Genomic DNA, 237 nt, shown 5'->3' on the forward strand with positions numbered 1-237 from the left:
GAGGAAAGGCACATTAAGCCGTTCTGCCTCAGCTTTAGCGCCGCCGTGACCGAAAATGTCGTAACGGTTGCCGGTATCCGGCGCGATGAAGTAGCTCATATTTTCAACAATACCGAGCAGCGGCACATTGACCTTGGCGAACATATTCAGACCTTTACGGGCGTCGATCAGCGCCAGATCCTGCGGGGTGGAAACAATCACCGCTCCGGCCAGAGGCACCTGCTGTGCCATCGTCAG

General features: G+C 56.1%; 1 protein-coding gene. It reads right to left on the minus strand.

Going from position 1 to position 237, the window contains the following annotated elements; genetic code table 11:
* Window positions 1-237: P-loop NTPase (locus HBA93_RS23505; protein WP_221724819.1), on the minus strand; the 237-nt coding region annotated here is incomplete at both ends.

This window comes from Ochrobactrum sp. SFR4 (genome assembly GCF_019730395.1).
Taxonomy (GTDB): domain Bacteria; phylum Pseudomonadota; class Alphaproteobacteria; order Rhizobiales; family Rhizobiaceae; genus Pseudochrobactrum.